The sequence below is a fragment of the Nostoc sp. FACHB-152 genome (assembly GCF_014697475.1).
Taxonomy (GTDB): domain Bacteria; phylum Cyanobacteriota; class Cyanobacteriia; order Cyanobacteriales; family Nostocaceae; genus Nostoc_B.
On record NZ_JACJRV010000063.1, the window covers coordinates 1 to 10,968 of the forward strand.

A 10,968-nucleotide genomic window follows, 5' to 3' on the forward strand; every position below is an offset into this window, starting at 1 on the left:
CATCCAAGGGAAACTACAGTACACAACGTGTTAGATTTAACTCTCATTCTTCTGCTTAACTGTTTGTTACATACTTGTAAATTTTTCCGCCGACCTACTTAAATATGATTTGATGGTGAAAATAGTTAATGTCTTTTCTTTACTGCGAATATAACTATTGCAATCTTAATAGGACTTACGCAAGAACTCTCTCAAACTCTTATAACTTCGTGTCCTACCCTGCGGGAAACCGCTTGCGCGTCTACGTTTTTTCATAATTTTGCGTAGTCCTATTTAAATCAAATTAGCTACCAAATAAAACGGATTCCAGGATTGTATTTGAGAAATATTTCAATCATCTTTTCGTCTTGCTTATCTTTTTCATCTGTCACTAAAAAACCTTCATCATCAAGATAGCAGACTCCTGTTTCTAAGTAATCAGCTATAGTTAACATCATGCTTGTTAAGCTCTGATACATTAGAGAAATATCACCGTCATCAGCAATGTCAACTACTGGTGAGGATAGCTGCTTGTGTTCATCGAGTAAAACTGCACAATGGGAACAGTTATCCCTGAGAAAAGGAAACAAACATTTGTTTTCATAGAGGTATGAATAATCTGTTTCATGTGGATCAAAAAAAGCAGGAAAAATCTGCACTGCTTCATCTAATGGGAGAAAATGAAACACAGGATAAACAGTTGATTTCATTTCTTCCAAAGTACCGTTTCTATATTGATAAAGCTCATAAATTTCTTCAGGAATTAGCCCTGGTAAATCTTTAGTTTGTTCTTGAATTTGTTCACGAGTCAGCCCAGGTAAAAACGAAGCAGCAAACTCTGGTTGATATTGCTGCAACCAATTCATAATTCTCTCGATAGCTGCGGTTAATCCTGTCATTGATGACCAAACCTCAATATCAATGCTTGTAGCTCAAATTATCACACCCATCACATCCCACTTTTTACCCGACTTTCACCGACTGACAAAAGCAGGTGCGATCGCTTAACTTATTGGAGAGATCTAAAATTATGTGTAGCCAAATATGCTTAATACTCTTAGCCCACAAACTCAAGACTTAGCAAGTAAAACCTTTGCCCAGCCTGACTATTTCCAAACACAGCAGCGTATTTCCTCTTTAATAAATAATTATCTCAACCCCGAAAAGCTACAAAAACGCCTGGAAGATTTACCAGTACAGTGGCAAAATCCCCAAGCGCGTCCTTGGAAAACAATAGATTGGCAAGAAATTAACCGCAATCAAATTATCGGCATCAACGCAGAGGTGTTTCTATCCATTCTCATAGGTGCGATGGATACAGAAGCCCCCATACGCGGCTACACTCAAACTAGTCGTCAGTATTTAGAAAAGTTGCATCCGCAAATGGCGCGGTTTGTGGGTGGAACAGTGGGTGATGATAGGGAATTACTCGAACTTGGTTTGTGGGAAAAGGAAGAACGTCAGCACACACCAGCCTTAATTAAGGTTTACACCCAACTCACCGGCGAGAAAATTACGCCGAAATTCCGCACCGTCAGAGGCTATCTGCCTACAGATGATCCCCACGAAGATTTATATCGTCACGGCTTACATCGAGTAGCGACAGAATACGGTGCAACTTGTCTGTATTTGTGGCTGATGGCACATAGTACAGGCGCACTTCAGGATGTTCTCGAAGAACTACTCCAAGACGAAATCAACCACATGACAAAGTTTTGGGGATTTGGGGTTTGGGCTTTTCCTGATACTTCATTGTGGCGCGTGGGCAGGACATTAATCAAAACGCGATCGCAAAATTACCAACGCAACAACCTCATCCGCACTCTTCGTCGCATGATGGCTACTCTCAACTGGAGTGGTTGGTCACTTTCAAACAAAGCCAGCTTAATCTTTACTTTCACTTACACCATGCGCCGCCTCTGGATGTGGAACAACAGCCTCACCACAGAATATTTACAAACTTTATTCGGAACTAAGTAAGAAGACGCGGAGATAGGTTGCAGGAGAAACAATAACAAATAACAAAGGACAAATGACAAACATACCACCCGACTTGAACCCCCAACACCTACCCCAACACGTCGCCGTCATTATGGATGGTAACGGTAGATGGGCAAATCAACGAGGATTACCCCGCATTGCGGGACATCGCCAAGGTGCCAAAATACTCAAAGAATTGTTGCGCTGCTGCAAAGATTGGGGAATCAAAGCACTCACGGCCTATGCTTTCTCAACAGAAAATTGGCGACGACCGACAGAAGAAGTGGATTTTCTCATGCTGTTATTTGAAAAACTGCTGCGTCGGGAGTTGGCACAAATGCATAAAGAAGGTGTGCGAATTTCCTTTATTGGTGATTTGTCAGCTTTACCTGATTCCTTACAAATGCAAATGCAGCGTTCAATGGCCGAGACATTAAATAATCAGGCAATTCATTTTACAGTTGCAGTTAATTATGGCAGTCGTAATGAAATCACCAGAGTTTGCCGTCAAGTTGCCCAACTAGCGCAACAGGGCGAACTCAACCCTGAAGATGTGAACGAAAATCTCTTAGAACAACACCTCTATACAGCAGGCACTTCGGAACCAGATTTGCTAATTCGTACCAGTGGCGAAATGCGGTTAAGTAACTTTCTATTGTGGCAATTAGCCTATACAGAAATGTATTTTACCGATATTCTCTGGCCAGATTTTGATCGAGAAGCATTTCATCAAGCACTGTTGAGTTACCAAAAACGCGATCGCCGTTTTGGTGCAGTTAAAACTACACTATCAGCTTAAACTTGTGAAGTAGGTAAACAGAATTAAATTTAAAATGCAAATCAAAGAAACCCTCTTATATCAAAGGTTTTAACTCCTACCTCCTGCCTTCTACTTAAGTTCCTAACATTTGCAAGTTATGCAAAGTGGCATACATACCACCTTGTTGTAACAGTTCTTCATGGCTTCCCTGTTCGATTAATTCACCCCGCTTTAAGACAAAAATTCGATCCACATTGCGAATTGTCGATAGGCGGTGAGCAATAATAATCGCAGTCCGTTTGATCAACAACTGATTTAGTGCCTGCTGAACTAAAGCTTCGGTATTCACATCTAAGCTAGCGGTGGCTTCATCTAATACTAAAATTTGCGGGTTACGAATGGCAGCACGGGCAAAGGCTAACAGTTGTTTTTGACCACTAGAAATATTCGTGCCACGTTCCCGCAGTTGAGTATTATAGCCTTGGGGTAATTCTTCAATAAATTGAGCAATGTTAGTGTTTTGTGCTGCTAACTCAATTTCGTCAAAGGTGTAGTGGTCTCCTAAAGTAATATTACTTTTAACATCGCCAGCAAACAAAAAGCCTTCTTGTAAAATCACTGCCATGTAACGCCGCAATTCTGCCTGTGGTACATCTCTGATATCGACACCATCAATTAAGATGCGTCCTTGGGTAGGTTCATAAAGACGACACAACAATCGAATTATCGAACTCTTACCCGCACCAGTGGGGCCGACTAATGCCACTTTTTCCCCAGGACGAATTACAAAGTCTAAATCTTTAATTACAAAATCATCGTCTTTGTAGGCAAACCAGACGTGTTCAAACCGAATTTCGCCTAATTCTGGTGCGGAGTTGAAATTTTGTGATTCCATCTCCGCAATGATTTCGTCGATATAGCCGAAGGTATGATCAAAAACTGAGAAACGTTGATTGTTATAGTCGCGGATTTCTATCGGTTCATCTAAAATGTCGTTAATCCGTTCAATGGCAGTAAACCCAGCTTGAATTACTGTAAATTTTTCGGCAAAATCTCGCAACGGGTCGAATAAACGTTGGGCATACAAAACAAACGCAGATAGGATGCCAAATGTCAAACTTTGCCCCATGAGCAACCAACCACCAGCCCACAATACACCTGCGATCGCTACTAGGCCAATCCATTCTAAAGTAGCTGAGACGGCAGAATCATAAAATATGGTTTGATCCATTTGCTCAATGTAGCGTTGGTTAGTGCTACGAAACAATTGGGCATTAGTTTTTTCCCGCCTAAACAGTTGCACTATATTAATGCCAACAATGTTTTCTTGTAGCTGGGAATTTAAAATTGACAGTTCTTCCCGCGCTTTGTAATTGGCTTTGCGATACTGTTGCTGAAACAGAATAATCAACCAAGTGATTGGTAGCAACATTAACAACAGCAAACCCGCCAGTTGCCATTGAATAGAAAACATAATCCCGATAATCATCAACATAGAAAATATATCGGAGATTATGCCAATTGCCCCAGTAGAAAAGACATCGCCTAAGATTTCGACATCACTAGTAAGTCTGGTAATTAATTTACCTACAGGTGTACGGTCAAAAAAGCGCACCGCTAGAGATGTCACATGAGAGAATAAATCTTGACGAATTGCGGCTGTGATATTCTGCCCTAACTTTTGTAATAGGTAGCCTTGAACACCAGTAAACATCAGCCGGATAATAATCGCCGCCAGGATTGATCCCTCTAAGATATTTAGCCCTTGCCACAAAGGGAGATTCCTGAGAAACTCATAAGTGCTGGGTTCGTTGCGAATTAAAGATATAGCCTGTCCAATTAGTAGTGGTTGTATGGCATTAGAAAGGGCGATCGGCACCAGCAGTAACAATGCCAACGTTAGCAATTTAGTGTTGCGACGCGCATAGGGAACTAAACGCAAAAATAACCGCCAGTCATTGTTACGCCAACGGTCTCTTCTGTAAGATTTTTTCTGAGATTGGTAGATGCTCATAATAGGAGCATTATATTAATTTTTTACTGGGACAAACACGCTTATTAATGTAACATTCATAGCTCTGCCCAATGACATGGTTGAGATAGAAACCTCAAGACTGCGACTTCGGCAGTTTATCCCCGATGACTTGGATGATTTATTTCGCCTTTACAGTGATGTAGAGGTAATGAAATATTTATTGCCCAGAAGCAAAGAACAAACACAAGCCAGCTTAAACAAACATATTCAACACTGGCAAGAATACAACTTTGGGATGTGGGCTGTCGTTCATAAGGATAGCGATAAATTAATTGGTCGCTGTGGACTGGGGTTTTTAGATAATACTCCAGAAGTGGAACTTGGCTACGTCTTGGATAAGTTTTATTGGAACATGGGCTTAACGACAGAAGCCGCGATCGCTACCTTAAAATATAGCTTTGAAAAAGTTAAACTAAATCGCATAGTCGCCATAGCGCATCCGCAAAACATCGCCTCAGTGCGTGTAATCCAAAAAGTCGGGATGAAATACGAAAAAAATGCCCGTTTCTACAACGTAGATGTAGTGTACTACGGACTAAATCGAGAAGACTGGCAACCTGATCAATAAAATGAGGTGATAGCTAACAGGTGACAGGTGATAGGGAATTTCCAAGAAATAAGTTATTCATCTTGTGGGGTGGGCATCTTGCCCGCCCTCAGGAAGGGACGGGTGAGGACACCCCGAAGTTTGCTCAACGGGGGGAACCCCCGCACGCAACTTCTCTCCATCCCACAAGAAAATTTTGGATATTTTTTTACTTGGAAGTCCCTAGAGTCAAAAGTCTTTTGGTACCTTAAACACCTTGGTTATTGCTATATCAAAGAAAAACAGTGAGTAATCTTTATTTCCTCTCCTCTGATTCCCTGTCCCTCAACTGACCATTTTCCGATTCTTCAACTACCAAGTTAGGAATTACAATCGTAAACTCTGCGCCCTGTCCTGGTACAGAAACACAGTTTAATTCGCCACGGTGATTTTTAACCACAACTTGATAGCTAACAGATAATCCCATACCAGTACCTTTACCTACAGGCTTAGTAGTAAAGAAAGGGTCGAATATGCGTTTGGATACTTTTTCAGCCATACCAGGGCCATTGTCAATAATGGAAATCATGACGCGATCGCCTGCTTGTAAGCAAGTAGAAATCCGAATTTGGGGATTAGCAATCCTCACTTCTTCCAAAGCATCAATTGCATTTGTTAACAGATTCATAAACACCTGATTTATTTGTCCAGGATGGCATTTTATCTTTGGTAAATCGCCGTAATCTTTAATTACCTGAATTCCTGGAGATTCTGGTTTAGCTTTCAAACGATTTTGCAGTAGCAGCAAAGCATTATCAATACCTTCATGGATATTTACCAACTTCATGCCTTCTTCATCAAGGCGTGAGAAATTCCGCAAAGATAGAACAATTTGACGAATACGTTCTGCCCCCGTATTCATTGAATCTAATACTTTAGGCAAATCTTGCCGAATAAAATCTAAATCAATGTCGTAAATTTCCTTGTGAACTTCTGGTGTTAGCAAAGAAGAATGCTGTTGATAAAGTTCCAATAAGTACAGTAAGTCATTAACATATTCATTAGCGTGTTTCACATTACCATAGATGAAATTAACCGGATTATTAATTTCGTGGGCGATACCCGCTACTAACTGTCCTAAACTAGACATTTTTTCTGACTGGATGAGTTGCGCCTGAGTGTGTTGCAGTTCTAATAGTGCTGCCTCTAACTGCTGGGCTTTTGCTCTAAATTTGGCTTCTGATTTCCTTAAAGCATTTTCTGTACGCTGTCGTTGGAGTTCTGCTTGTTTACGAACTGTAATATCCTTGCAAATTCCCACAAAATACATCACATTCCCACTAATATCTTTAATGGCTGAGGAGTAGCAACTGTGCCAATGCCAACTACCATTCTTGTGTTTAATGCGATATTCTATGGGGTCTTGTTGTTTGCCTGTGTTTAAAATTTGGTTGAAATATTCTCTACAGGCTAAAACATTTTCAGTATGTAAAAAAGAGACAAAAGGTTGACCTTCTACTTCTGTCACTTCATGTCCTAAAATCTCATTCCAGTTAAGTGATACATAAGAAAAAACACCATCAGGGGTGAGCGCAAAAATAATATTATTGGCCTTTTCTACAATGCTACGAAATTTATCATCACATTGAATGAAAGCACTTTGAACTATGTGAGTTACATCCCTTACCAGCACTACAATTTCTGGTGCTGATAATGGTAATAATCTAACTTCAAAATGAGTCTGTCCTTCTGCTGATGGCAAGCTATATGTAAAACTTACTAATGATTGAGTTTGTAATACTTGATTGATTGCTTGCTTAAAACGAACTACTACAGAACTTGGAAAATAATTTAGTAATTGCCGCCCTTGAAATTCTAATGATTCCTGAGACAAATTAGGAATTTTACTGGATTGGTAATCTAAAATAACACCATCAGTATTTATGCGAAAGTATGCATCGGCAAGCAAATTCCAAATCGCTTGTATTTCGGAAGTTTTTTGGCGTAATTTCTCTTCCGCTTCTTGCCGTTTATTAACTTCTATTTCCAGTTGTTGTAGTGCATTATTTAATGCTATTGTTTGGTTTTCAATCTTTGTTTCTAGTTCCGTATAATTAGCATCTGTTATTGCTAATATTCTCGACTTACGCCCACTATGTTTTGTTCTAATGTGCGGACTGTTATTGATTTCGTGAGTTAAATTCTGCACCCTTTCAAAAAACACTTTTATTTACCTGTTATCTAAAAACTTATTTTTAAAAACCTAAAAAATCATGCTTTATTTATTAGTAACTAAATTTTGAATCAAATTGTGGATACCAACCAAACTAATAAATTGTTTCAGACTTTGCTAAAACTTGAATTTGGAAAAAATATGCACTATTTCACCCTTTAAACCAAAATCTCAGACAAAAATAGATTTTTTGCTCCAACTAATCAATTCTGATGTCTAAATTTTTCTACAATCAATTATTTATTGTTAATTTTTTTTACAAGAAAGTAGATAATAAAAATTTGCTGTTATGGCATTGTGAATATCACTTCAGCAAGCTTGCACAAGGATGAAAAACCACAATTTACAAGTATTTATTTAAGTAAATAAGAATTTAACACAATTTATTTATTATAAAAATCAATTATGATTAAATTTTTAATCACTATGTTTAATTATTTCTTAAACTCAAGTACTTCCAAGGTAGATGCAAATATCAGCAGGAATTTAATTTGCTCAATAATTTTAATTTTTAACTTTTATAGCTGTAGTTCTTTTAAAGATAAAATTTATACCCTGAAATCAGTAGACAGCAGACGACTAAGAATTTTAGGTAAAAGGCACACCATATATTGATACTAATGTTCTTATACTTTTCGCAATCAAGTTAAACTATGGTCTTGTATCTAATAAGATTCGAGCAATAAAGATTTTTAGTACTTTTTGGGTATCTCCTGATTTTGATAGAAAATCCTGTCATCAAGGTTTGATTCAGAATAAGTATCTGTTTAGTTTGGAATACTACCCCTACAACTAGATGCTGAACAATGACCACAAAGCATTAAATTAAAAGCTGCTACGGGCAATTTTTATGTTATAAGGCTTACATAAATTTTATTTTTAACCACAACTAATGTATGGAACTGGAAAAACTAGCTTATTTTAAAGAGTACGGAGAATTCATACTCCAGAAAATTAACTCTGTACCGCAGTATCCTTCTAAACAAGAAGACTGGGTACCAGCCAGCCTTGATGAATGTCTTGCACGTCTGCGAGAAACTGCTGAAAAAACTGTAGAACTTGCCACTTCACCTGTCAAAATCGGTGTAATGGGGGAATTCAGTAGTGGAAAAACTCTACTATTAGGCAGCTTAATCGGTTATGCAGATGCGTTACCAGTCAACGAAAACCCAACTACAGGTAATGTTACAGCTATTCACCTCGTAGCACAAGATGAATTTGCAACTACCCAAGTAGGAAATTTTACCGTCGAGTATCTTTCTCACGAAGGGGTGAAAGAGTGTCTGCGCTTTATGTTAGCCGAAGCCAGCCGCAGGTCAACCGCCGCAGGGCTTGTGCCTGTACAGCTTGGGCAGTTAAACTCTGGCAAAGATATTATTGCGTGGTGCGAACAAGCATGGAATAAGAGTAATAATTTAGAGTTACGCTATCTGCTGCGTGAGTTAGTTTTATTTGTACGTGCTTATACTGCCTACGGTGAGGCGATGTGTGGCGGACGCTACCAGATTGATCATGCCACAGCACGAGAGGGTTTACAGCTGGCAGAACAGCCGATGGCTATCCAAACTCTCAGGTTTGAAGACTTACCGCCAGCACATATCCGCTTACCGAGTCCACCCCACAAGCTACCAACAAAACTATTACAAAACAGCTTCCCCTTAATTCGGCGCGTCGATATTGAAGTCAAAATCTCACGGGAAATTTGGGATGTTACAGACGCTTCGGAGTTTATTCTGTTAGATTTTCCTGGTTTGGGTGCGGCTAACTCTGGTGCGAGGGATACGTTTTTATCGTTGCGAGAATTGGCGGAAGTCCAGACAATTTTAATCTTGCTCAATGGTAAATCTCCGGGGAGCGATCGCGCTAACAAAATCTTCACCATGATGCAGCAACAGCGACCAGGACAAGACCTGAAAGATTTAATTCTGGTCGGTGTCGGTCGTTTTGACCAGCTACCTCTAGAAAGTGAAGGTGGCGAAAGAGAACTTGACCAACTTATTGAAAATGGCGCAACCAACACTCCTTTATCTGAGGAAACTGTTGTCAAAAAACTCAAAGTTCTGCAAACAACTATTGATGGTGCGAGTGCATTCACTACTCAAAAAGACCGCATTGTTTTGTTATCACCTTTGTTAGGACTAGCCGAATTAGCTAAACGGTCGAGTAGTGTCAAAGCAGGTTCACCAGAATTTTTATCTAACCTAGATTATCCTGATTACCTCGAACGCTCGAAGCGGTTGCAACAAAAATGGACACGTTTAAGCGAGAGACTGTTAGAGTCTGATGCACGTAGTCAGCTTGGGAGACAATTAGGTTATTTTGCTCAAGATGGCGGTATCGCTAAACTCCGAGAATTAATTCAAAATCACGTTGCAGCGCACGGACTGAAGCAACTGTATGAAGATACTCGGCGTGCGGCTGAGAGTATTCGTCAACAACAAGAAAACCTGAAAAATATCATCGAAGAAATTCACGAACAAGGCATACCAACTATTGATAGTCCCACATTAATCCAGTTGCGTGATGCCATTGATAGTTTAGATAAAACCTACCGCAACTTCCAAAAAGAATTAGGTAAAGAACCACTCAAAGACCGCCGAGGAATAGTTGTTAGTGAGGTAGTAAAAGACGAACTCACTTATCAAATTCTCAACTGGAATCAGTGGACTTTATTATTTAACAAAGCTAACAACGGTGCTATTACCATAGCAGAAACCAAAGGTGCAGCCGGGAAGTTATTCGACAGAGGAAGTAAAGTCAATAATGCTTTACCGACTAAGAGTGAAGACTTTTATCCAACCTTTGAAAAAACTGTGCAAGAAGTTGAGATATTTGCCCGCGATCGCATCCGTCAAGCAGTGGTAGATTTATTAAACAAACTCTCCAATCAAGTATCTGAAGCACGAGACTATCTTAAAACTCTTCTTACTGCCGAAATGGAACAAGAAATTGAGATAGGTTTTGGTAGTGAAGAAGCCGATTTATTTTATAAATTACTATTAGGATGCGACCCTAATCAATGGAAAGAAGCCATTCTTGCAGAAATTAATAGTAAAGACCAAGAAATTGCTCCCGAAACTATGTTTCCCTTGGCGCGCCAAGACGAAAAACACCACATTGGCCAAATTTTTGATTGGTCGCCAGAAAGAAGCAAAAATTCACCTAGAGCCGCCCATCATCAAATGTTAGTACTGCGCCTGCGAGATGAAATTACTGCTAGCGCAAGTTTACATCTTGTGCAGTATGTTAGTGAAGTCAATCAACAAGTTAATTCAGAAATAGAAGGGATTTTAGATCAAATTATTCCCACATTGCAAAATATTTCCAAAAAAGAAACATTGTTGAGATATCTTGCTGCTGGCGACTCGCCACCTAAACTCGCTATTCCTACCTGGCTAAATATTCTCTCAGAAATCACCACCATTTCTTATTCAGATATAGCTAATTAATTGCAA

General features: G+C 39.4%; 7 protein-coding genes. 4 read left to right on the forward strand and 3 right to left on the reverse strand.

Features of this window, described 5'->3' with window-relative positions; translation table 11 throughout:
• Positions 1-287 precede the first annotated feature (287 nt).
• A complete protein-coding gene (locus H6G76_RS27420; RefSeq protein ID WP_190708220.1) occupies positions 288-878 on the reverse strand; it encodes an SMI1/KNR4 family protein in 591 nt (196 codons plus the stop codon).
• A 145-nt stretch (positions 879-1,023) separates the two neighbouring features.
• On the opposite strand from H6G76_RS27420, the gene H6G76_RS27425 reads away from it, so the two are divergent.
• Together H6G76_RS27425 and H6G76_RS27430 are read left to right on the forward strand one after the other, a co-directional pair.
• Positions 1,024-1,959 (forward strand): ferritin-like domain-containing protein, encoded by a 936-nt coding sequence (locus H6G76_RS27425; protein ID WP_190708222.1) that lies wholly within the window; start codon positions 1,024-1,026, stop codon positions 1,957-1,959.
• Positions 1,960-1,990: 31 nt separating this feature from the next.
• The gene (locus H6G76_RS27430) at positions 1,991-2,758 is read left to right on the forward strand and encodes an isoprenyl transferase (protein WP_313934844.1); all 768 of its coding nucleotides are present in this window, start codon (positions 1,991-1,993) and stop codon (positions 2,756-2,758) included.
• A gap of 94 nt (positions 2,759-2,852) precedes the next feature.
• On the opposite strand, the gene H6G76_RS27435 is transcribed toward H6G76_RS27430, so the two are convergent.
• A complete protein-coding gene (locus tag H6G76_RS27435) occupies positions 2,853-4,733 on the reverse strand; it encodes an ABC transporter ATP-binding protein (protein ID WP_190708226.1) in 1,881 nt (626 codons plus the stop codon).
• Positions 4,734-4,809: 76 nt separating this feature from the next.
• Here H6G76_RS27435 and H6G76_RS27440 point away from each other — a divergent pair, with 76 nt between their 5' ends.
• The gene (locus H6G76_RS27440) at positions 4,810-5,322 is read left to right on the forward strand and encodes a GNAT family N-acetyltransferase (protein WP_190708228.1); all 513 of its coding nucleotides are present in this window, start codon (positions 4,810-4,812) and stop codon (positions 5,320-5,322) included.
• A 274-nt stretch (positions 5,323-5,596) separates the two neighbouring features.
• Here H6G76_RS27440 and H6G76_RS27445 read toward each other — a convergent pair whose 3' ends face one another.
• The gene (locus H6G76_RS27445; RefSeq protein WP_313934843.1) at positions 5,597-7,504 is read right to left on the reverse strand and encodes a PAS domain S-box protein; all 1,908 of its coding nucleotides are present in this window, start codon (positions 7,502-7,504) and stop codon (positions 5,597-5,599) included.
• Positions 7,505-8,409: 905 nt separating this feature from the next.
• Between H6G76_RS27445 and H6G76_RS27450 the strand changes: the two genes are divergently transcribed.
• On the forward strand, positions 8,410-10,962 hold the full coding sequence (locus tag H6G76_RS27450; RefSeq protein WP_190708229.1) for a proteasome protein: 2,553 nt from the start codon (positions 8,410-8,412) through the stop codon (positions 10,960-10,962).
• The last annotated feature ends 6 nt before the right edge of the window (positions 10,963-10,968 follow it).

Bases quoted from the DNA above. Each gene is read 5' to 3' on its own strand.
- H6G76_RS27420 (WP_190708220.1), bottom strand. From the start codon at position 878: ATGACAGGATTAACCGCAGCTATCGAGAGAATTATGAATTGGTTGCAG.
- H6G76_RS27450 (WP_190708229.1), top strand. From the start codon at position 8,410: ATGGAACTGGAAAAACTAGCTTATTTTAAAGAGTACGGAGAATTCATA.
- H6G76_RS27425 (WP_190708222.1), top strand. From the start codon at position 1,024: ATGCTTAATACTCTTAGCCCACAAACTCAAGACTTAGCAAGTAAAACC.
- H6G76_RS27435 (WP_190708226.1), bottom strand. From the start codon at position 4,733: ATGAGCATCTACCAATCTCAGAAAAAATCTTACAGAAGAGACCGTTGG.
- H6G76_RS27440 (WP_190708228.1), top strand. From the start codon at position 4,810: ATGGTTGAGATAGAAACCTCAAGACTGCGACTTCGGCAGTTTATCCCC.